Origin of the sequence: Natronorubrum bangense (assembly GCF_004799645.1) — an archaeon.
In the GTDB taxonomy this organism is placed as follows: domain Archaea; phylum Halobacteriota; class Halobacteria; order Halobacteriales; family Natrialbaceae; genus Natronorubrum; species Natronorubrum bangense.
Genome location: NZ_CP031305.1, coordinates 1,013,332 through 1,033,102 on the forward strand (window position 1 = coordinate 1,013,332; position 19,771 = coordinate 1,033,102).

Below are 19,771 nucleotides of genomic sequence, written 5' to 3' on the forward strand. Positions count from 1 at the left end.
CTCGGACATACGATCGATGGATCACGGTTCCCCCGCTGTCGTCTCGGTTCCCGAACTCTTCGGCTCTGAGCTGGCGACGTGGACTCTCATCGGCCTGCTCATCTACTGGCTTGGCGTTATTGCACTCCGAAGAGCTGATCTCTTGCCGGAGTACGTCGGGACCCAGGGTCCGATTCTTACGTTCCACACCAAACGCGGTCGGGAGTTTCTCGACCGACTCTCGGGTCCGAAACGGTTCTGGCGTGCGTGGGCAAACGTTGGCGTCGGCATCGCAATCGTCGTGATGGTGGCCATGTTCGTTCTCCTCCTCCTTGCAGCGATCTCTGCAGTCACGTCACCACAGCCAACTGGTTCCGGCGTCCAACAGCCCCGTAACGTGACGCCGATTCCCGGTGTTAACGACTTCCTCCCGCTGTCTGCAACGCCCGGGATCGTCGTCGGACTCCTCGTTGGACTGGTCGTCCACGAGGGCGGCCACGGCCTGCTCTGTCGCGTCGAGGATATCGGCATCAACTCGATGGGCGTCGCGATGCTTGCGATCATCCCATTCGGTGCGTTCGTCGAACCCGACCAGGAGAGCAGCCGAAAGGCCTCGAGGGGCGGGCAGACTCGTATGTTTGCGGCGGGCGTCACCAACAACTTCGCGGTCTCGTTGCTCGTCTTCGCACTTCTCTTTGGGCCGATTGCCGGCGCGATTGCCGTCGCCCCCGGCGCTTCAGTCGGCGGCGTTGCGCCCGACTCGTCTGCTGATGCCGCAGGGATCGAACCTAACGACCGGATCACCGCCGTCGATGGCGAGGCCGTCGAGACGAACGACGACCTTGCCGACCGCCTCGAGGCCGCGGCTGGTGACCAGATCACGATCGAACTCAACGGCGAGGAAACCGTTACTGTCGATCGCTCGTTGCTCGTCACCACTGCAATGGAGAACGGGCCGGCAGATGTCTCGGCTGGTGACACGATCATCGCCGTCAACGGCCAGCAGGTGGCAACCGAAAGCGGCTTTTTTGATGCTGTCGGCGACGACGAACGCGTCACGCTGACGACCGAAAACGCAGCCGGCGAGCAGGACGAACGCGAGGTGGCGATCGGTGCCGCCGTCGAAGTCAGTGACGATGGGCCACTTGCGGCTGCAACTGGCCAAACTGACGAGACGTTCGTCATCACCGAATTCGACGGCGAGCGAACACACTCGTATGCGGAACTCGGCTCGCTGCTCGAGGAGAGCGAGCCCGGTGACGAGGTCTCGGTCGTGGGCTACTTCGGCGACGACCGCGAGGAGCACGAAGTCACACTCGACGACCATCCGCGTGAAGACAGCGGCTTCCTCGGGATCTTCGCGAATCAGGGCATCTCCGGCTTCGAGGTCAGCGATATCGGCGTCCAGCTCTACCCTGCAGAGGAGTACCTGTCGATCCTCGGCGGGAACGGCGGCGACGGTGGCGCGACGGACTCCTTTTTCGGCAAGATCGGGCTGGCGATCTTCCTGCCAGTGATCGGTGTGATCGGGCTTCTCCCGTTCAACTTCGCTGGCTTCACTGGCGGTGTCGAAAACTTCTATGAGGTGCAGGGCTCGCTGGCCGCACTCGGCGACAGCACCGTCTTTATCGTCGCGAACCTGCTGTTCTGGACCGGCTGGATCAACGTCCAACTCGGCTTTTTCAACTGCATTCCGGCGTTCCCACTCGACGGCGGCCACATCTTGCGGACGAGCACCGAGGCCGTCGTCTCGAGACTGCCCATCGAGGCGACCCGTGGCCACGTGCGGACGGTGACGACGACGATCGGGCTAACGATGCTCGTCAGCTTCCTGACGATGCTGTTCCTGCCCTTCCTGCTCTAGGCGTTCTAGGTTTCGGTCTGTTTGCTTTCGCGTGAGCATCGTGATCCTCGAGCCAGTCGTGCTCTCGACTCGGAGCGATAGGCCCCGGGTTCGAGGGGTGCTGGGAAGAAGCAGTTCCTTCTTGTCGGTTGCCTTCTAACCGTCGACTATGGAACGACGGACACCACCGCGAACGAAAGAGGGCTGGTACATCCTACACGACTTCCGAACGGTCGACTGGGACGCGTGGCGGGATGCACCTGATCACGTCCGTGAACGGGCACTCGAGGAGGGCGCGGCGTTTCTCGCCGACTGCGAGGACGTCACGGACGCCGAAGACGGCGATTCGGGGCTGTTCGCCATGCTCGGCCACGAGACCGACCTGCTGTGTATGCACATTCGACCGACGATGGCCGACGTCGAACAACTCGAGCGGCGGTTCAACCAGACCGCGTTTGCCGAGTTTACCGAGCAGACTGATTCGTACGTTTCGGTTGCGGAGGTCTCCGACTACGTCACCGACGCCTACTTCGAGGAAGACGAGGAGGTCGAAAGTGCTGGCCTCTCCCGATACTTAGAGCAGAAGCTCTACCCACAGATTCCCGACGCGGAGTACGTCAACTTCTATCCGATGGAAAAGCGCCGCCAGCCCGAACACAACTGGTACGACCTGCCGTTCGAGCAGCGCTCGGAGCATATGAGCTCCCATGGCGACATCGGCCGCAGCTACGGTGGGAAAGTCAGCCAGATCACCGCCGGGAGCATCGGCTTCGACGACTACGAGTGGAGTGTCTCCCTGTTTGCGGACGACCCCGCGAACATCAAGAATCTGCTCGCCGAGATGCGCTTTGATCCATCGACATCGAAGTACGCCGAGTTCGGTCGGTTCTACGTCGGCCGACGATTCGAACCCGCCGACCTCGACGCGTACATGGCCGGTGATGCCGTCCCGGCCGAAGCGGATGCAGACGACACGAGCGCCCACCCACACGCCGAGGGACACCACGGCGACGCCGATAGTGAGGGCCACGGCCATGGCAGCGGCGACGGCCATGCGGGCGGCTCGAAGCGTGCAGACGACGAAGAGGTCCGCAGCGAACTCGAGGACCTGGGCGTCTATGCAGGCAAACCACACGGCGAGGACGTCCACGCGGTCGTCCTCTACTCGGCGGCGGACCCAGACGAGCTGTTCGAGGAGGTCGATGGACTGCGGACGAACTTCGACCACTACGATACACACGTCAAGACCGCGGTCTACGAGTCCGAATCGGGAGCCGACGACGCCGAGACGGCGATCGTCAGTCTCTGGGAAACCGAACGCGCCGCGAACACGGCAGCCGGCTTCCTTGCAGATCTCCCCGAAATCGTCCGACAGGCGGGCGACGACGAGGACGACTCCTGGGGGACGATGGGGATGTTCTACACCGTCAAGCCGGACCACCGCGAGGACTTCACTGGCGTCTTCGAGGATGCGGCCACACTCCTCGCCGACATGGACGGCCACCGCAAGACCGACCTGCTGGCAAACCGTGAAGACGAAAACGACATGTTCATCGCCAGTCGGTGGGACTCCCGTGAGGACGCCATGCAGTTCTTCCGCAGCGATGCGTTCTCGGAGGCCGTCGAGTTCGGTCGCGACATCCTGACCGACCGGCCACGACACGTCTTCCTCGCCTGAGACAGCGTCGACGCGTCGCTGTTCGACCGTTCTCGGTCGTATTTTTTCAGCGACTCACCGCTCGAGTGATCGTCTCGCTCTTATCGCTCGTCGTAGAAAAAGTAGCCAGCAACGCCCGCAAGCCCCAGCACGAGCGTAATATACGGCCAGTTGCCGGCGTCGTGGTCGGTCAGTGCGGCGTGTGCGGTGACGAAGATCGCAAAGCCGATGTGTGCGACGAGCGTCGCGGCGAGAAACGCAGCGAGATCCATCACCCGGAAGATTCGACGTGCCGGTAATAGCCGTTTCGGACCGGGCTGGCGAAAGGTACTCCAAAGCACTCCACGAACATTTCGACAGTGAAACGACGTGCGTTCCTCGCAGCCGCAACGTCGATTGCGCTCGCTGGCTGTGCGACCCGTCTCGGGCTCGCCGACCGCGTCGAGATCGATCAGCAGACCGTTCGTGGATACCCCGCGGACGAAGCCGACCCGATCGATGTGGCTGTGAGACGATACGACCCTGCTGACGGGCCGTACTATGAGGATGCGCTCCACGAGTTGCTGGCCGACGACCTCGATGCAGACGACCCACTCGAAATTTCGGACCGACTCGCAGCGCGTCTCGAGTCCGAGTTCGAAAGTGTCGAGTACAGGATCCGTGGCTGTGACGTCGACGGCGGCGACTGTCGACAGACGACGCTCGTCCGATCGGATTTCAACGATCTCGAGGCCGGAGATATCGCTGACCTCGTCGTTCGAAGCTCCGGTGCAGGGCTGCTCTCCGTCCACGAGTCACATGAGCAGCGTCGCTGATCAGTATGCTGTCCGCGTGTTGTGGATAACTCGAACAGTGGGCCTTAGAAGTCGTGATCCGGATCGTCTTCGACCTTCCGTTTCATCGACTCACGACGGGACTTGGCGTCACGGCCGGTCGCCTCGAGCAGGAAGCTGTTTTTCGCGTCGACGGCCTCACCGGCGGCCTCGAGTTCGTCGGGGCCGAGTTCGGTTGGGTCGCGTTCGTAGAACTCGACGCCGAGTTTGTCCTTCTTGCCGGAGTACTCGACGGCGCCGACGACGACCTTTTCGAAGACGGGGTTGTCGGGTTCGCCGATGACGTAGAGATCGCTCCCCTTGAACTCCTCAGTCCCAGTGATCGGACCGAAGTAGTCCTCGACTGTCGCTTCCATGTCGGGGATTCGCTCCTCGAGATACTCTCCGCGGCGCATCTTGTACTCTTTCATGGATTGGAGATACACGGCGGACTGTTTACCTCTTTTCATAGCCGGCGTCGCGAAGGTCGAGTTTTGCCGGCAGTGAAGGCCGGGATGCCAACTAGCGACGTTCCCGTTCGCTGAGATATCCCTTTCGGCACTCGGGACAGATGTCGCCAGTCCGAAGCGAACTACGGGTGCCGGGCGCGACGAACGCACACTGTGGACAGTAGAATTCAGTTGGAACGCCCTCGCGCGCTGTCCCGCCGCTTTCACCGGGAGCCGGTGCCGACGTCGCTCGCTTGATACCGCTTCCAGCATCGGCTTCCGGGTGCTCGTCGTCGACCTCGGACTGTGTGTCGGCCGCTGGTGGCTCCGTTGTCGCCGTTCTGGCGTCTGCTGCGGCGGCTGATTCAGCGCCTACACCACCGGCTTCGTGATCGGAGTCATCCTCGAGAACGATTGCATCGTCCGTCACCTCGGTATCCATGGAGTCGACCGTCGAATCGGTGGCCGTGGCAGCCTCGTCGGTGTCCGACTCGTCATCTGGCCACCCCGCCGGAGTCGTCTCAGAACCGACTGGTGGGCCGACGTCTTCCGATTCCGGCCACGCTCCGTGTTCGCGATCACGGTCCGGGTCCGTCTCATCGGTCTCCTCGAGGATTTCGCCGTCGTCGGTCACCGGCTCGCCGTGTTCGTCGGTTGGCACGTCGAACCCATCGTCAGCCTCGCTTGCGTCGGCGTCAGACGGTGGTGTCGTCGACTCGGCGGCCTCGGCCTCGTCGTGGATGAACTCGGCGTCGTCCTCGCTTGCGTCGGCGTCGATGAACTCGGCAGCATCGTCTTCGTCGTCGATCAACGCCGTCGCATCGGTTTCGGTGGCCACATCGGGTGGTGTTTCGACACTGTCGGCAGCTTCGGTGTCTGCCGCTGCAGCCGTGTCTGGCTCGGGTTCGGGCTCGGTGGGAAGCGAGTCGGCGTCCGCCTGTAAGGAGAGACTCGTTATCTCGGTGTTCTCGCTGATGACGTTTCGTTCGCCACAGCGGACACACTCTTCGTACTCCTGGACGGTTACGACGACCTCACTGCCCCGTTCTTCGCGCTCGCGTTCGACTTCGGTCTCACCGTAGTCGTGTCCGAGCAGCGAACATCGCAGGACCATTGTCCCACCGTTCCCAGTCATGGCATAAAAAACGTACTGCCTGTCGGAACGTATTCTGCACAGGAGACTGTTTCACATTCTGCAACCGACACCAGCGGCCCCTCGAGTTGGCTCGAGAGCGTCAGATGCTGGAAAAACAACAAACGTCAAATCCCCGGTCGTCGAATACAGAAACGGATGAGAGCAAAGCGGGAGTACCGAGACCGTGAGCCGACCGAGGTAGCGGTACTCGACGAACTCGTCGATCGGACCGACGACGGCATGACCGTCTTCGAACTCCGTGCTGCTGTCGAGGTGGATATCGACGACCTCGAGCGCGCCCTCTCGACGCTCAAAGAAGACAACTTGATCGTCGTCGAGTCCACTCACAACGAGACGGTGATCAAGCCGGACGAACGGGTTGTCCCCGAAATCCCGACCGACGAGGACGACGAACAGTCGATCGGCGAGTGGCTCCGCGAACGGTTTCCTTTTTGAACCGAAACGCCTGATACGTTCAGGCCCCTGAGAGTAGGCATGAGCGTCATCGAGTCTATTCATACTGACCACGGGGCGACGTTCGGCGAGCGTGACGGGCGAACGATCGTCGAACACTTCGGGCGACCTGAGCGCACGCATCGTGCGGTTCGCAACGTCGTCGGCTTGCTCGAGATGGCCTACGGCGTGGTCGTCGTCGAGGGAGCGGATCGCCTCGAGTACGTCGACAACGTCGTCTCGAATCGCGTCCCGGACGAAGACGGGCAAGGCTGTTATGCACTCGTTCTCGATCCACAGGGCGGGATCGACGTCGACCTCTATATCTACAACGCGGGCGAGCGACTCCTTCTCTTTACGCCGCCGGCCGAAGCCCAACCGCTGGCCGAAGAGTGGGCCGAGAAAGTCTTCATTCAGGACGTCGAGATCCGAGTCGCAACCGACGACTACGCAATCTTTGGCATTCACGGCCCCAAAGCGACGGAAAAGATCGCGAGCGTCCTCAACGGGGCCGCCTCGCCCGACAAGCGCTACTCGTTCGTTCGCGGCACGATGGGCGACGAGGGCGTCTCCGTCATCCGCACCGACGCCCTCACCGGCGAGGAGAGCTACGAGGTCATCTGCGCAGCCGACGACGCCGAGGGCGTCTACGATACCCTCCTCAATCACGGCCTGAACGCCGCACCCTTCGGCTACCGAACCTTCGAGAGTCTCGCCCTCGAGGCCGGCTCGCCACTTTTCGAGACCGAACTCGAGGGAACGCTCCCGAACGTCCTCGGTCTGCGAACCGCGCTGGACTTCGAGAAAGGCTGTTACGTCGGCCAAGAGGTCGTCTCCCGCGTCGAAAATCGCGGCCAACCCAGCCGGAAACTCGTCGGGCTAACCCTCGACGGCGAGTCCGTTCCCGAAGCCGGTGGGGCCGTCTTCGACGGCGATGCAGCCGTCGGCGAGATTACACGGGCGGGCGAGAGCCCGCTGCTCGAGTCGGTCATCGCACTCGCGCTCGTCGACTACACCCTCGAGAGTGAGACGCTGACGGTCCGTGTCGGTGGCGAAGAAGTCTCCGCGACGGTCACCGCGCTGCCGTTCGTCGAGGGGTCGGATCAGTCGGCTCGACTGCCAGCATACCAGTAGCCCCACAGCGACTGGGCCAGCCGACACACAACCGCGCCGTCCCGCCCGCAGTATTATTGCGGACTCCATGGTCGGTCCTGTATGCGCTATCTCGAGGTGACGGTCCCCAAGGGGAAACGAGCGGCCGTCATCGACATTCTCGAGGACGAAGGCATCGAGTACGTCGTCAGCGACGAAACCAGCGGTCGGGGGTACACCGCTGTCGTCCGATTTCCCATTCCGACACGGGCCGTCGAACCGGTGCTCGACCGCCTCAGACAGGCCGGAATCAGCGAGGATGCGAGTGTCGTCGTTATCGACGCCGAGACAGTGATCTCCGAGGAGTTTTCGACGCTTCGAGAACAGTACAGCCACGGTGGGCAGGCTGGTTCGCGAACCTCGAGGCAGGTCCTGCGGACGAAAGCCGACGAACTCACGCCGCCGTTTACGATCTACGCCGTCATGTTGCTCATCAGCGCCGTCGTCGCCACTGCTGGGTTGCTCGCCGACTCGCCGGCGGTCGTGATCGGTGCGATGGTGATTGCGCCGCTGCTCGGGCCGGCACTCGCCGCGAACGTCGGCATCGTCACCGGCGACAGCCGGCTCAAATCGACCGGGTTCAGCTATCAGATCGTCGGCGTCGCGATAGTCATCGGCGCCTCGATCGGACTCGCGACGCTCGCTCGGCTTGCGGGGCTCGAGCCGGCGGGCGTCGATATCGTCGTCGCCACCGAACTCCAGGAGCGCGTTGCGCCGAATCTCTTCTCGCTTGCGGTGGCGCTTGGGGCAGGAATCGCAGGCATCTTGAGTCTCACACGAGGCTTTTCGGAAGCCATCGTCGGCGTGATGATCGCCGCCGCATTGATCCCGCCGTCGGCCGCGGTCGGGATCACGGTCGCCTGGGGGATGTACGGTGCGGCAACCGGGGCCGCCGTGCTCGTGATCGTCAACGTGCTGTCGATCAACCTTGCCGCACTGGCGACCCTGTGGATCGCTGGCTACCGCCCGCAGGGGCTGTTCGAGGTGTCACCGACCCGGACGCCAACGTACACCTACGCGGCGATCTTCGGGATCGCCCTGTTGGTGTTGGCGGCCCCGCTTGCTGGGATCACCCTGCTCGATTTCCACACGACCGAACTCGAGTCGGTCGCCACGGACGAAGCCGAGACGGTGCTCGAAGAGCCACAGTATGCTGACCGAGAGGTCGACGATGTCACGGTCGAACTCGATGGCAACTACCCGATCCAGTCGGTCGACCGGATCGTCATCACAGTCACTGGACAGACACCGGGGCCGGAGCCGGGGCTCGCCGAGCGACTCCACGCGGCGATCAGCCAGCACAGCGACGAATCGCTGGTCGTCGAGGTCCAGTACGTCGTCGCCGAAGAACACGGCGACGTCGGTGATTGATCCCGATCCGTCGCGCGCTCGTCACGTCGATGCGGTGGACCGTCACGTCTGCAGTAAAACTGGTTTATCGTCACTGTCGGCATAACTAATCTCATGGCACAAGTTGGCAAACATCCGGGCGAGAAAGCGCTCGCCGAGCTCCCGGGCGGTGCGGTCCGGTCGTTCGAAACAGGGGTTAGCGGCGACGTGATCTTTCCAGCAGATCCGGAGTACGAACGGGAGCGACAGGTCTGGAACGGCATGATCGACAGATACCCGGCGATCATTGCCCGCTGTGCCGGCACTGCAGACGTCGTTTCGGCGGTGACGTTCGCCCGCGAGCAGGACCTGCCGCTCGCGGTTCGATGTGGCGGCCACAACGTCGCCGGCACCGCCGTCTGCGACGGCGGGCTCGTCGTCGACCTCTCGCCGATGCGCGGCGTGCGCGTCGACCACGAGAACCAAACCGTCCGCGTCGGCGGCGGCGCGACCCTTGGCGATGTCGACCGCGAAACACAGCTGTTCGGGCTGGCGACGGCGCTCGGTGCCGTCTCGGAGACAGGTGTCGCGGGGCTCACACTCAACGGCGGCTACGGTCACCTGAGTCGCCAGTACGGGCTCGCAATGGACAACCTGCGAAGCGTTGACGTCGTGACCGCAGACGGGCAGGTTCACACCGCCAGCGCCGACCGCAACGAAGAGCTGTTCTGGGGCGTTCGCGGTGGCGGCGGCACACTCGGTGTTGTCACGTCCTTCGAGTTCGAACTTCACGAGGTCGGCCCCGAAGTGGATGCCTTCTTTGTGTGGTTCCATACCGACGACATGGCCGACGTGATGGCCCGATTCCTCGAGTGGACCGACGACGCGCCACGGGAGGCGGGCGTGCTCGTCTTCACCGCACACGTCCCCGACCTCGAGGAGTTCCCCGAAGAGGCGTGGAGCGAGCCAGCCGTTGCGATGCTCGGGACGGCTCGTGGCGACCTCGAGGCCGACGACGTCTTCGAGCCGCTGCGCTCGAGTGCAACGCCGATCGCCGACCTTAGCGGGCCGATGGCGTACGCCGATCTGCAGTCGATGCTCGACGAGGACTACCCCGACGGACTGCGCTACTACTGGAAGTCCATCTTCCTGACCGACGTTACCGACGAGGTCGTCGAGATCATGGCCCGGTACACCGAGTCGGCTCCCTCGACGCTTTCGACGGTCGATCTCTGGCATCTGGGTGATGCGGTCGCTGACGTGCCACAGGACGCGACCGCGTTCTGGCACCGGGATAAGCCGTACATGCTCAACTTCGAGGCCAACTGGGAGGACGAAGCCGACGACGATGCGAACGTCGCCTGGGGACGTGACGGAATCGCCGAAGCGGCGGAACTGGCGGTTGCGTCGGGAAGCTACGGCAACTTCCCGGGCATGAACGAAGATCCCGCCAAACTGCGCTTTGGCGACAACTACGAGCGACTGCTCGAGGTAAAGTCGACCTACGATCCGGAGAACCTGTTCGGCGCGATCGTCCCTTCAGCCGGCAACAGCGCCGACAGCTGAACCCGTCAGCCTCCGTGAGCCGCCGTCAGTCGCCCTCCGGCGCTGGCCGATACCGCCGACTCACGGCTTTCCAGCGGCCTCGCCGGAACAGCCAGTAGTTGATCCCGCCGGGGATGGCTGTCTCGAGCACCAAAGCGAGATAGAGGCCGCCGATTCCGAGCGGGGTGACCAGTCCCAGCGCGGCTGCCGGGAGCGCGAAGGCGTACCGACCGACGAGCGAGGCGACGAAGGGCAGGCGCGTGTCACCAGCACCCAGCAGCGCTCCCGTGGCCGCGCCATCGATCCCAAAGCCGATCGAACTGACCGCACCGACGGCGACGAACGTGGCCGCCAGCGCGAGTTCCTCGCTTCCGGAGACGAACAGGCTCGCAATCGGCTCCGCAAAGACGACGACCAGAATAGCCAGTCCGGTGTAACACACGGCTGAGAGTCGAATAATCGCTGCGCCGTACGCGCCGGCTTCGTCCTCGTCGTTCGCACCGAGATGTTGGCCGACGAGCGAACTCGAGGCCAGTGAGAGCCCCCAGTTGACGCTGTTGATCAGACTCCGCACCCGGCGGCCGACCTCGAGGGCGGTGACGACCACCGGGCCGAAGGTGGCTGCGATCCACAACAGCGGGAAGACAGCGACTCCCTGTGCGAGTCGGCGGCCGATCTCCGGCGTCGAAATCTCGATGACCTGCCAGAGAAGCGCTGGCTCGAGCCACGATCCCGAAAGCGTCACTGGAACTGGGCTGGGTTCCATCCCGAGAATGCCGTAGGATCGGCCGGTCATGCCCCACGCGAGGACGAGCGTGACGAAGCCCGTCGAGACGGAGGTCCCGATCGCTGCGCCGGCGACGCCGAGCCCGAAGCCGAAGATGAGGACGGCGCTGAGAGCGATGTTGAGCACGGCCCCGCTGGCGCGGGCGACCATCTCCGTGAACGTGTCGCCGACGCCTGTATAGGTTCGACTGGCGATCAGATTGAGCAGCTCGAACAGGACGGCTGGCGCGACGAGAACGAGATAGGTGCGCCCGTGGGCGAGCGACTCCGGGCCGGCACCGAACAGCCCGATCAGCGACTCGGCAAAGAGGACGAAGCCGACCGCGATCGGCACCGCGAGCGCCACAGTGAGCAGGATGCTCTGTTTCACGACGAGCGTGGCCCGATCGGTCTGCTCGCCACCGTAGTTCTGTGAGACGAGACTGACGGTCCCACCGGCCAGTCCGAGCCCGAGCATCGTCACGATCTCCCAGAACGCGAGCGCAAAGGCCAGTCCCGCCGTCCCGGCCGTCCCGACGGCGATGCCGACCATCGCGAGGTCGGCCGTCTGCTTGGACATGATCGCAAACCCGGTGACGATTCGGGGCCACGCGAGGTCGACCGTCGGCCGAAACCGCTCGCTGTCGATGATGCCGAGTCGCTCGAGTGTCTCGGCGAGAAACGCGACGGCTGCTGCCTGCCGGCCTGTCATCGACCGGGCGTTTCGGGTGCGGCGGCTTCGGTCTGTCGGCTGCGCTCAGCTATCGCGATGGTCGCAGCCTCGAGAGCATCGCCTTGAGATGGGACGGCGAGACGAGTGAGGTTGGCCGGTCCATGTGGACGCCGATTTCGCCCGACAGCGCGTTGAGGCCGACTCGCTGGACGGGTTCGGGAAACGAGTACGCCCGCCGGAGGGAGTGGCCGAGCTCCATCTCACGCTCCAGGTCGTCACGCCAGGCGCGTTCGTAGGCGGCGAGTGTGGCGGGCCGGTCGGGGTTGATCTCGCGGGCAGCGTGGTCAGCACAGGTCATGCCATAGAGGATGCCGCCGCCGGTGAACGGTTTCGTCTGGGCGGCCGCATCGCCGATGAGAAACGCACGACGGCTCGTGACGCGGCTGGGTGGCCCAATCGGGATCGCGCCCGAGCAGCGATGGGCAACGTCGATCTCGTAGCCGTCGATCAGTTCCTCGAAATGTTTGGTGACCTGCACGCCCGGCGGGGCTGCGAGCCCGTACTCGACGCCGGCCTCGCCGCGGGGGATTCGCCACGCAAAAAACGTCGGCGCGGTCAGGTGGACGTCGACGAAGTTCTCGTGGTCGACCTCATCGGAGAAGGCGAGCACACCGTGAAGGAGTTCGTCGGGTTCTGGCAGCGACAGCGCCTCGCGGACGCGCGATCGAGGACCGTCACAGCCGGCCAACATTTTCCCTTCGAACTCGAGGGTACCGTCGGGGCCGTTGACGACAACGGTGACGTGATCGTCGTGTTCGGTCACCTCCGTAACGGTATGCGATTCGCGGACGTCTGCGCCCGCCTCCCGTGCGAGATCCGCGAGATGGCGATCCAGTCCGACACGGTCGATGACGTTCGAAGCGACGTCGTCTTTATAAAAAGGGTAGGCAGTGCTGTGTGGCCCGCCGACATGAAAGCGCGCGCCGTAGATCTCGTTCTGGAACAGTTCCTCACGCGCTCGCTCGCCAGTAAACGCCCAGATGTCCGTGCTCACGTGGCCCGAACAGGCCAGTGGTGTCCCTACCGTCCCCTTCTCGAGTGCGAGCACGTCGTACCCCTGTTCGGCGGCCCGTCGCGAAAAGCGCGCCCCGGCTGGGCCGACCCCCACGACGACGAAATCGTACATGTCCGTCACGTACTCGGCGGGCAGTAAATAGTTTCTCGAGATTCTCTCACCAGCTTCCGGCCACCGTCGACACTAAAACGGGCACCTCTGTGAACAGGTATTATTTTGTGAATTGTCCGTCCTCGATGAAGTGTGAACGCGAGATCTGTAGCGTCCGTGGTGGATGGTGTGAGATGATCGCCGGCGTGTCGACCGGCGCGCTGGTCGTTTTCGGACTCATCGCCGTCGCGCTCCTCCTGTTCGTTACCGAAGCGATCCCAACCGACGTGACGGCAATCGGGATCATCGTCGCGCTGGCCGCCCTCGAGCCAGTGACCGGCGTCGGCTACCGAGCAGCGATTTCGGGCTTTGCGAGCACCGCGACCATCACGATTGTCGCCATGTACATGCTCAGCGCAGGGATCCAGCAGACTGGGCTGGTCCAGCGACTCGGCCTCTGGCTCGCTCGGTTTACTCGCGGCAGCGAGACGCGAGCGTTAGCGGCGACGATCGCCACGACAGGGCCGCTTGCGGGCGTTATCAACAACACGCCCGTGGTCGCGGTCTTCATCCCGATGATCTCCGAACTCGCCGAGAAGACGGGCATCTCGCCGTCGAAACTGCTCTTGCCACTTTCGTATGCGGCGATCCTCGGTGGTACCCTGACGCTCATCGGGACGTCGACGAACCTGCTCGCCAGCGAGTTCGCCGTCGACCTCCTCGGGCGGGATCCGATCGGCATGTTCGAGTTCACGCTTCTCGGGCTCGTCATCCTGTCCGTCGGCTTAGCGTATCTCATGACCGTCGGCCGGTGGCTGACGCCCGCACGAATCCCTGCCGACGCGGATCTCGTCGAGGAGTTCGACCTCGAGGACCACCTCACCCACGTTCGTGTCGGCTCGAACTCGGCGGCGGTTGGCAACACTGTCGGCGACCTCGAGGAACGAACTGAGGCAAACGTTCGGATTCTGCAGCTTCGCCGCGAATCCGACCTCGAGACGGATGAGACAGCACAACTCCTCGAGTACGACGCAGACGACATCGACGCAGCTGCCGGCCCAAGCACTCGAGAGCAGCAGCTACAGGAAGTCAACGGCCTCGAGTCCGAGCCTGTCGATCCCGACGTCATCGATACACCCGACGACGACCAGCGCGACGCCGAGGACGAATCGTACGTCGCGGTCAGAACTGACCAGCGAATTCGCGAGGATGACGTGCTTACGGTCCACGGCACCCTACAGGCAGTCAACCAGTTCGTCGCGAATCAGGGACTCCACCAGCTCGTCCGCAAGCCAGTGACCGACGAGACGTTCGACGAGTCGACCAGCGAGGATCTGCTCGCGAAGGCGATCGTGCCCGACAAATCCTCGTTCGTGGGCGAAACCCTCGCCGAAACCCGTCTTCGTGAGCTCTACGGGACGACCGTGCTCGCGATCCGTCACGACGGCGAGTTGCTCCGGACCGATCTCGGCGACCATCGGCTCGAGGCTGGTGACGTCCTTCTGGTTCAGACGATCCCCAGTTCGATCCGCCATTTCACCGACTCGAGCGACCTCGTCGTCATCGAAGAGGACGCCTTCGACTGGCTGCTCGAGGACGATGTCGACGACCTCGCGCCGCTGTCGCCGAAGACCCCAATCATGATCGCAGTCATGGCAGGGGTGGTCGGGACGGCCGCACTCGGGGGTGCCCCCATCGTGATCAGCGCACTCGCTGGCGTCTTCCTCATGGTCGTCACCGGCTGTCTCTCGATCGGCGACGCCTACGACGCCGTCTCCTGGAACGTCATCTTCCTGCTCGCCGGCGTGATCCCGCTCGGTGTCGCCCTCGAGGCCACCGGCGGCTCACAGCTCATCGCCGCCGGGCTGGTGTCGACGGCGAGCTACCTCCCGCTCGTCCTCGTCCTGTTGTTGTTTTCGATCGTGACAGGACTGCTCGCCAACGTCATCACGCCAGTCGCGACGGTGGTGTTGATGAGCCCCATCGCGATCAACGCCGCGACGAGTCTGGACGCCTCGGCGTTTTCGTTCCTGCTCGCGGTGATGTTCGCCTCCGCGACGTCGTTTATGACGCCCGTGGGCTACCAGACGAATCTGATGGTGTACGGCCCCGGTGGCTACGAGTTCACGGACTTCCTGCGCGTCGGTGGCCCGCTTCAGTTCCTGCTGGCGGGTGTCACGACGGCCGGCATCGTCCTCATCTGGGGGCTGTAGCGACGGCCGGACGATTTCGGTCACCAGTGCCGGTACTCGAGGGGTTTACACGCCACAGCCGCTAGCTTCGCTATGATCCTGTTCTGGCATCGCCGCGACCGACGGCTCGCGGACAATCGCGGACTGGCCGCAGCAGCCGACGCCGACGAGAGGCCGGTCGTCCCCGTCTACGTCTTCGATCCTGCTGTCACCGAGCAGATGGGTGAGCGGAAACGCGCGTTCGTCGAGCGCACCGTCGACGCGCTCAGACGCCAGTATCGCGCGTTGGGACGCGAGCTGCTCGTTCGACACGGCCCCGCAGCTGATGTCCTCACTGCTCTCAGTGGCGAGTACGATGTCGAGCGGCTCGTCTACAACGACTGCACCGACGCCGCCCGCCAAGCGCAGACCGATGCCGTCGAGGCCGCCCTCGAGATCCCACTCGAGTCCCACGTCGATTCGGTGCTCGTCGATCCCGCCAGCCTCGAGCCGTCGTATCCGACGTATTCGCAGTTCGCTGCCGACTGGGAGACACACACGAACGCACCGCCGGCACCCGAACCCACCCCCGACGCGCTCGCCGACATCACGGACACCGAATCGATCCCGACGACCGCGACGGACATCGAGCTTCCGACGGCGGGATACGACGCCGCAAGCGCCCGTCTCGAGTCGTTCTGTGCGTCGGGAATAGTCCACTATCGTGAGACACGGGACGACCTCGCGCGGGCCGTCGACGAGCCGACACAGGCCGTCTCTCGGCTCTCACCGTATCTGGCCGTCGGCGCGATCGGGATTCGGGAAGTCTGGCAGCGAGTCACGGACGTCCTCGAGACAGTCGACGGCCGCGACCGGCGAAACGTCGAGAAGTACGCCGACGAACTCACCTGGCGCGAACACAACTATCATCTGCTCTCCGACACGCCCACCCTCGAGACCGAGAACTACGACGATCCACCGAACGAGATCGCCTGGCGAAACGACGCCGACGAGTTCGCGGCCTGGAAACGCGGCGAGACGGGGTATCCACTCGTCGACGCCGGAATGCGCCAACTCGAGTGCGAGGGGTACATTCACAATCGGCCGCGACAGGTCGTCGCGAGTTTCCTGACCAAACACCTCCTGATCGACTGGCGACGCGGCGCGGCCCACTTCAGGGACCGACTGCTCGATCACGACCCAGCAGTCAACGCCGGCAACTGGCAGTGGATCGCCTCGACGGGCACCGACTCCGTCGACGTACGGATCTTCGACCCGGTCGCACAGCTCGCAAAATACGACGCCGACGCCACGTTCGTCCGCGAGTACGTCCCCGAACTCGAGTCGGTGCCCGCCGAACACATCGTCGAGTGGCCGACGCTCTCGAGTGAGCGTCGACAGGCGCTTGCACCCGGCTACCCGGCCCCGATCGTCGATCGAAACGGAGCCTACGAACGAGCCCAGCGGGTCTTCGAGCGAGCGCTCGGAAAACGAGACTGACGGCGTTCGGCGGGCTACTCGAGCACGTCCCAAAACCGCTCCGTGTCGCCCTCAAATCGCTCGAGCAGGGCACGCATCTCCGCACGGTGGTCGTCGGTGACTTTCACGTGGACCATCCCCTCGTCGGGCTGGCCGTAGACGACGCTCGCTCCTTCAGGAGCGGCGACGATCGCCGGCAGCGCGACCAGATCCTCCTCGCCGTCGACGAGGATCGTCGTCGGCTTCTCGCGATCGAAGGCGTCGACAAGCGTTTCGATCATCTCCGCAGAGAGCGCGCCAGGCGGGTTCGTGGCCTCGAGCGTTGTCTCTTCGGTGACGGTCGCGCGGATCTCCTCGTCGACAGCCTCCCGTTTGGTCCGTTCGTCGACGACGGCGACATCCGGCGGCCGTCCGGCCTCGAGGAAGTGATAGGTAACGACGTCGCCGACGGCGATCAGTGGGCCGTCGACGGCCTCGAGCAGCCGGTCGGCATCGGTTTCGATCGGGCCCATCGGCTCTTTGAGTTCATGTCGGAGCGCGTCGGGAAGAACTAGCAGTTGCTCGTCGCTGTCGGCGGACGCCGAACGGTCGTCCTCGCCAGGCACGGCTACCGGACCTTCAGTGCGTACGCGCCGGGTTCGGTCACCTGCATCTCGGTCGCGATTTCGCTCTCCTCGGGGTGGGCGATGACGACGTAGCCGGCCCAGTCTTCGGTCAGCGACGAGGAGTTACAGGCGTCGCAGGTTTCGTTGTCCGGATCGTTGACCCGGTGACACTCACGACAGACGAGACGGTCAGCGGCCATGGTTATTCACCCGCTGGCGCTTCGCGTTTCTCGTGTTCTTCCTCGAGCCAGCCGTGTTTGCCGAGACCGGGCTGTTTCGCCGTCAGGCCGATCTTCGAGTCACGCGGGTTGCGCTCGTCGATGCTCTTGGTGACGATACGAGCGCGGACGGCGTCCTCGACGCCGAGTGTTTGGTTGGATTCGCTCGAGGCGAGTTGCTGGTTCTCGCCGTCGAACGCGAGGTACTCGTCGCTGATCTGTGAGACGTGGAGCAGGCCGTCGACGGGGCCGATGCCGACGAAAGCGCCGAACTCGACGACTTCGACGACGGTGCCGTCGACGACTTCCTGCATCTGTGGATCGAAGGTGACGGCGTCGAAGTCGGCTTCGTAGTAGACGCCCGGTTGGTTGGGCAGCACCGTCCCCTCACCGATGTCGTGGACTTCGGTGACCGAGACGACGCTTCCGACCTCTTCGTCCATGCGGCCTTCGAGTTTGTCCTGCAGCAGTCGCTTCACGAGGTCCGGCGAGACGTCGCCGAGTTCCTCCGGTGGTACTTCTACCGTGTCTTTTAGTCTGACCCGTTTGTACATCTATGGTTGAGTGATCGCTAACTTGTTTCTCCCGCGTAATGCAATTACCGGTACACGCGCTTCGAGTACCCGGTCGCCCAGCGGGCGGTCGTTCGTGACGACGTAGTCGACGACACCCTCGCGGGCGAGTTCGACCAGCGCGTCGTCAGCGTACGATGCGTCCGTGTCGACGACGAGACAGCGCTCGGTCGCGAGATCGTGACCGACGTTTGCTGCCGTCCCCTCGCAGCCGCCCTTCTCCGAGAGTCGACGGAGCTCTTCGATGACGGCCTGAGGGGCCATCAGTTCGTATCCATCGAGCACTCGGTCAAGCTCGTCGAACAGTCGAACGTCGAGTTCGACCGGCATCATGAGCGCGCTCGTATCGAGGGCGACCTGCGTCGGGGAAGTCATGCTCGTCGCTGTCGTTATTCTTTGAGCGTTCCGAGTCCAATCAGCCGCCAACGAGCGCCGATGCGGCGGTTGATCGCGATCTTTGCGCCTGGTTCAGCGGCAACGGGCCGTTTGAGATTGACCTCGCATTCGCCCTCACGGGCACTGGTCACGGCACCGACTGTCGTCGCAGTTCCAACGGTCATCATCAGCGGCTCGCCAGTGCTGATCTCGTCGACGGTCTCGCCGTGTTCGGCCCCGACGATACGATCAAGCAGGTCGACGTCCATAGTGAACTCCTGCCAGGTCGGCGGCAGCGTCCCCGGTGGGCCTGCCAGTCGACCGGCGAGGGCGTCGCCTTTCGTCAGTGCGGGGTCGAGTCCGGTGCCGACGCCGAGGAGGCCACCCGGTGTGACTGTCTCCGCGGACTCGCCGCCAGCCTGCAGCGAGCGAATCGACGTCTCGATCGGGACGTACTCGGTCTGGCCACCTTCCTCGATTTCGCGGCCGGGACGGATCTCGATCTCGTCGTCGACCTCGAGTTCACCCTGGACGAGGCTGCCGCCGAGGACGCCGCCGGCGAGGTTTTCGTGGGTGGTTCCCGGTTTGTTGATGTCGAAACTGCGGGCGACGTGCATCCGTGGGTCGGCGTCGGGATCCCGGTCGGGTGTGGGGATCTCCTCTTCGATCGCCTGCATCAGTAGGTCGAGGTTGACTTCCTGGCCAGCCGAAACCGGGACAACGGGTGCGTCTTCGGCAACGGTTCCCTCGACGAACTCCTGAATCTCCTCGTAGTTCTGTCGGGCCTGATCGCCGCTGACGAGGTCGACCTTGTTCTGGGCGATGACGATGTTGTCGATGCCGATGATGTCGAGCGCCATCAGGTGCTCTTCGGTCTGGGGCTGTGGGACGGATTCGCTGGCACTGATGACCAACACGGCACCGTCCATCAGCGATGCGCCAGAGAGCATCGTTGCCATCAGCGTCTCGTGACCTGGGGCGTCGACGAACGAAACGGTCCGCAGCGGCTCACTCGGCGAGCCGTCCGGACACTCCTCTTCGACGGTGTAACATTCGGGTTCGTCAAGCTCCGCACAGTGGCGGAACGTGGCGTCGGCGTAGCCAAGCCTGATGGAGATTCCGCGTTTCATCTCCTCACTGTGCTGGTCAGTCCACGAGCCGCTGAGGGCCTGTACCAGCGTGGTCTTGCCATGGTCGACGTGACCGACGAGCCCGATGTTCACCTCCGGTTGTTGATTTCCTGCCATAAGACGGTGAGTAATCTTAGATAAGGGTTCCGTCGTGCGCTTGATAAACCTACTGTTCTGAGGGCGGTTCAGCCCTGGTGATTACCATCATCTCGGCGACTGTCACGCACAGTAGGACCGTCTGCGGACGGACGCTGGTCCGATCAG

The 19,771-nt window shown here is 63.8% G+C and carries 19 protein-coding genes; 9 read left to right on the plus strand and 10 right to left on the minus strand.

The annotated features are described in order from the left end of the window. The first annotated feature begins 16 nt into the window (after nt 1–16). The gene (locus DV706_RS05040; protein ID WP_006066213.1) at nt 17–1,843 is read left to right on the plus strand and encodes a site-2 protease family protein; all 1,827 of its coding nucleotides are present in this window, start codon (nt 17–19) and stop codon (nt 1,841–1,843) included. Nucleotides 1,844–1,991: 148 nt separating this feature from the next. Further along, nucleotides 1,992–3,500: a heme-binding protein gene (locus tag DV706_RS05045; RefSeq protein ID WP_006066212.1), complete on the plus strand. Its 1,509-nt coding sequence runs from the start codon at nt 1,992–1,994 to the stop codon at nt 3,498–3,500. Nucleotides 3,501–3,580: 80 nt separating this feature from the next. Here the strand turns inward: DV706_RS05045 and DV706_RS21660 are convergent, their stop codons facing one another. After that, nucleotides 3,581–3,751 (minus strand): hypothetical protein, encoded by a 171-nt coding sequence (locus tag DV706_RS21660; protein WP_006066211.1) that lies wholly within the window; start codon nt 3,749–3,751, stop codon nt 3,581–3,583. 87 nt (nt 3,752–3,838) lie between these two features. Between DV706_RS21660 and DV706_RS05050 the strand changes: the two genes are divergently transcribed. After that, nucleotides 3,839–4,294, plus strand: a complete 456-nt coding sequence (locus tag DV706_RS05050) for a hypothetical protein (protein WP_006066210.1) — start codon at nt 3,839–3,841, stop codon at nt 4,292–4,294. Between the two features lie 44 nt (nt 4,295–4,338). On the opposite strand, the gene DV706_RS05055 is transcribed toward DV706_RS05050, so the two are convergent. Both DV706_RS05055 and DV706_RS05060 read right to left on the minus strand, forming a co-directional pair. Continuing rightward, nucleotides 4,339–4,722, minus strand: coding sequence for a DUF5611 family protein (locus tag DV706_RS05055; protein WP_006066209.1), 384 nt, complete (start codon nt 4,720–4,722; stop codon nt 4,339–4,341). A 91-nt stretch (nt 4,723–4,813) separates the two neighbouring features. Beyond that, nucleotides 4,814–5,854 carry a DUF7093 family protein gene (locus tag DV706_RS05060; protein WP_049889799.1) on the minus strand — a complete coding sequence of 347 codons (1,041 nt, stop codon included), beginning with the start codon at nt 5,852–5,854 and terminating at the stop codon, nt 4,814–4,816. Between the two features lie 177 nt (nt 5,855–6,031). On the opposite strand from DV706_RS05060, the gene DV706_RS05065 reads away from it, so the two are divergent. From DV706_RS05065 to DV706_RS05080, 4 genes are all read left to right on the plus strand, one after another. Then, a complete protein-coding gene (locus DV706_RS05065) occupies nt 6,032–6,331 on the plus strand; it encodes a DUF6432 family protein (RefSeq protein ID WP_006066207.1) in 300 nt (99 codons plus the stop codon). Between the two features lie 39 nt (nt 6,332–6,370). Continuing rightward, a complete protein-coding gene (ygfZ, locus tag DV706_RS05070; RefSeq protein WP_006066206.1) occupies nt 6,371–7,462 on the plus strand; it encodes a CAF17-like 4Fe-4S cluster assembly/insertion protein YgfZ in 1,092 nt (363 codons plus the stop codon). Between the two features lie 81 nt (nt 7,463–7,543). Further along, a complete protein-coding gene (locus DV706_RS05075; RefSeq protein WP_006066205.1) occupies nt 7,544–8,851 on the plus strand; it encodes a TIGR00341 family protein in 1,308 nt (435 codons plus the stop codon). Nucleotides 8,852–8,944: 93 nt separating this feature from the next. Continuing rightward, nucleotides 8,945–10,375 (plus strand): FAD-binding oxidoreductase, encoded by a 1,431-nt coding sequence (locus tag DV706_RS05080; protein WP_006066204.1) that lies wholly within the window; start codon nt 8,945–8,947, stop codon nt 10,373–10,375. 25 nt (nt 10,376–10,400) lie between these two features. On the opposite strand, the gene DV706_RS05085 is transcribed toward DV706_RS05080, so the two are convergent. Further along, the gene (locus DV706_RS05085) at nt 10,401–11,831 is read right to left on the minus strand and encodes an MATE family efflux transporter (RefSeq protein WP_006066203.1); all 1,431 of its coding nucleotides are present in this window, start codon (nt 11,829–11,831) and stop codon (nt 10,401–10,403) included. Nucleotides 11,832–11,880: 49 nt separating this feature from the next. Further along, complete coding sequence (locus DV706_RS05090) at nt 11,881–12,978, minus strand: geranylgeranyl reductase family protein (RefSeq protein WP_006066202.1); 1,098 nt, start codon at nt 12,976–12,978, stop codon at nt 11,881–11,883. A 125-nt stretch (nt 12,979–13,103) separates the two neighbouring features. Between DV706_RS05090 and DV706_RS05095 the strand changes: the two genes are divergently transcribed. Together DV706_RS05095 and DV706_RS05100 are read left to right on the plus strand one after the other, a co-directional pair. Next, entirely contained in the window at nt 13,104–15,170 is a 2,067-nt protein-coding gene (locus DV706_RS05095; RefSeq protein ID WP_006066201.1) for an SLC13 family permease, read from the plus strand. Between the two features lie 72 nt (nt 15,171–15,242). Next, nucleotides 15,243–16,628, plus strand: coding sequence for a cryptochrome/photolyase family protein (locus DV706_RS05100; protein ID WP_006066200.1), 1,386 nt, complete (start codon nt 15,243–15,245; stop codon nt 16,626–16,628). Nucleotides 16,629–16,642: 14 nt separating this feature from the next. Here DV706_RS05100 and DV706_RS05105 read toward each other — a convergent pair whose 3' ends face one another. Genes DV706_RS05105 through DV706_RS05125 form a run of 5 tightly spaced genes read right to left on the minus strand, consistent with a single transcriptional unit; the run spans nt 16,643 to nt 19,624 of the window. Next, on the minus strand, nt 16,643–17,212 hold the full coding sequence (locus DV706_RS05105) for a GTP-dependent dephospho-CoA kinase family protein (RefSeq protein ID WP_006066199.1): 570 nt from the start codon (nt 17,210–17,212) through the stop codon (nt 16,643–16,645). A 2-nt stretch (nt 17,213–17,214) separates the two neighbouring features. Next, the gene (spt4, locus tag DV706_RS05110) at nt 17,215–17,412 is read right to left on the minus strand and encodes a transcription elongation factor subunit Spt4 (protein ID WP_006066198.1); all 198 of its coding nucleotides are present in this window, start codon (nt 17,410–17,412) and stop codon (nt 17,215–17,217) included. A gap of 2 nt (nt 17,413–17,414) precedes the next feature. After that, nucleotides 17,415–17,984: a DNA-directed RNA polymerase gene (locus DV706_RS05115; protein WP_006066197.1), complete on the minus strand. Its 570-nt coding sequence runs from the start codon at nt 17,982–17,984 to the stop codon at nt 17,415–17,417. Further along, nucleotides 17,985–18,377, minus strand: coding sequence for a PIN domain-containing protein (locus DV706_RS05120; protein WP_006066196.1), 393 nt, complete (start codon nt 18,375–18,377; stop codon nt 17,985–17,987). It abuts the gene before it with no gap. Between the two features lie 14 nt (nt 18,378–18,391). Beyond that, the gene (locus DV706_RS05125; RefSeq protein WP_006066195.1) at nt 18,392–19,624 is read right to left on the minus strand and encodes a translation initiation factor IF-2 subunit gamma; all 1,233 of its coding nucleotides are present in this window, start codon (nt 19,622–19,624) and stop codon (nt 18,392–18,394) included. Nucleotides 19,625–19,771: the final 147 nt, after the last annotated feature.

Excerpts from the sequence above, each read along its gene's own strand:
- DV706_RS05040 (WP_006066213.1), top strand. The coding sequence starts at position 17 with ATGGATCACGGTTCCCCCGCTGTCGTCTCGGTTCCCGAACTCTTCGGC.
- DV706_RS05045 (WP_006066212.1), top strand. The coding sequence starts at position 1,992 with ATGGAACGACGGACACCACCGCGAACGAAAGAGGGCTGGTACATCCTA.
- DV706_RS21660 (WP_006066211.1), bottom strand. The coding sequence starts at position 3,751 with ATGGATCTCGCTGCGTTTCTCGCCGCGACGCTCGTCGCACACATCGGC.
- DV706_RS05055 (WP_006066209.1), bottom strand. The coding sequence starts at position 4,722 with ATGAAAGAGTACAAGATGCGCCGCGGAGAGTATCTCGAGGAGCGAATC.
- DV706_RS05060 (WP_049889799.1), bottom strand. The coding sequence starts at position 5,854 with ATGGTCCTGCGATGTTCGCTGCTCGGACACGACTACGGTGAGACCGAA.
- DV706_RS05065 (WP_006066207.1), top strand. The coding sequence starts at position 6,032 with ATGAGAGCAAAGCGGGAGTACCGAGACCGTGAGCCGACCGAGGTAGCG.
- ygfZ (WP_006066206.1), top strand. The coding sequence starts at position 6,371 with ATGAGCGTCATCGAGTCTATTCATACTGACCACGGGGCGACGTTCGGC.
- DV706_RS05075 (WP_006066205.1), top strand. The coding sequence starts at position 7,544 with ATGCGCTATCTCGAGGTGACGGTCCCCAAGGGGAAACGAGCGGCCGTC.
- DV706_RS05080 (WP_006066204.1), top strand. The coding sequence starts at position 8,945 with ATGGCACAAGTTGGCAAACATCCGGGCGAGAAAGCGCTCGCCGAGCTC.
- DV706_RS05085 (WP_006066203.1), bottom strand. The coding sequence starts at position 11,831 with ATGACAGGCCGGCAGGCAGCAGCCGTCGCGTTTCTCGCCGAGACACTC.
- DV706_RS05090 (WP_006066202.1), bottom strand. The coding sequence starts at position 12,978 with ATGTACGATTTCGTCGTCGTGGGGGTCGGCCCAGCCGGGGCGCGCTTT.
- DV706_RS05095 (WP_006066201.1), top strand. The coding sequence starts at position 13,104 with ATGAAGTGTGAACGCGAGATCTGTAGCGTCCGTGGTGGATGGTGTGAG.
- DV706_RS05100 (WP_006066200.1), top strand. The coding sequence starts at position 15,243 with ATGATCCTGTTCTGGCATCGCCGCGACCGACGGCTCGCGGACAATCGC.
- spt4 (WP_006066198.1), bottom strand. The coding sequence starts at position 17,412 with ATGGCCGCTGACCGTCTCGTCTGTCGTGAGTGTCACCGGGTCAACGAT.
- DV706_RS05115 (WP_006066197.1), bottom strand. The coding sequence starts at position 17,984 with ATGTACAAACGGGTCAGACTAAAAGACACGGTAGAAGTACCACCGGAG.
- DV706_RS05120 (WP_006066196.1), bottom strand. The coding sequence starts at position 18,377 with ATGACTTCCCCGACGCAGGTCGCCCTCGATACGAGCGCGCTCATGATG.
- DV706_RS05125 (WP_006066195.1), bottom strand. The coding sequence starts at position 19,624 with ATGGCAGGAAATCAACAACCGGAGGTGAACATCGGGCTCGTCGGTCAC.